General features: G+C 69.6%; 1 protein-coding gene. It reads right to left on the bottom strand.

Annotated features, from left to right (window positions below):
• Positions 1-652, bottom strand: a 652-nt coding sequence (locus IG86_RS39590) for a HAMP domain-containing protein (RefSeq protein WP_037943957.1), incomplete at both ends; no start/stop codon positions are given.

Below are 652 nucleotides of genomic sequence, written 5' to 3' on the forward strand. Positions count from 1 at the left end.
CGGGCGTCCACGTCGATCTTCTTGGACAGGTCGCCGTTGGCGACGGCGGTCGTGACGAGGGCGATGTTGCGGACCTGGCCGGTGAGGTTGTTCGCCATGGAGTTGACGTTGTCCGTGAGGTCCTTCCAGGTGCCCGCCACGTTGGGGACCCGGGCCTGGCCGCCGAGGCGGCCCTCGGTGCCGACCTCGCGGGCCACGCGCGTCACCTCGTCGGCGAACGCGGACAGCGTGTCGACCATCGTGTTGATGACGCCGGCCAGCGCGGCGACCTCGCCCTTCGCCTCCACCGTGATCTTCTGAGACAGGTCGCCGCGCGCGACGGCGGTGGCCACCTGGGCGATCGATCTGACCTGTCCGGTCAGGTTGGACGCCATCACGTTGACGTTGTCGGTGAGGTCCTTCCAGGTGCCGGAGACCCCCCGGACCGTGGCCTGGCCGCCCAGGTTGCCCTCGGTGCCGACCTCGCGGGCCACGCGCGTCACCTCGTCGGCGAACGCGGAGAGCTGGTCGACCATCGTGTTGATGGTCTCCTTCAGCTCCAGGATCTCCCCGCGGGCGTCCACCCGGATCTTCTGCGTCAGGTCGCCCTGGGCGACGGCGGTGGTGACCTCGGCGATGGAACGGACCTGGGCGGTCAGGTTGTCGGCCATGA

The sequence above is a fragment of the Streptomyces virginiae genome (assembly GCF_000720455.1).
Lineage (GTDB): Bacteria > Actinomycetota > Actinomycetes > Streptomycetales > Streptomycetaceae > Streptomyces > Streptomyces virginiae.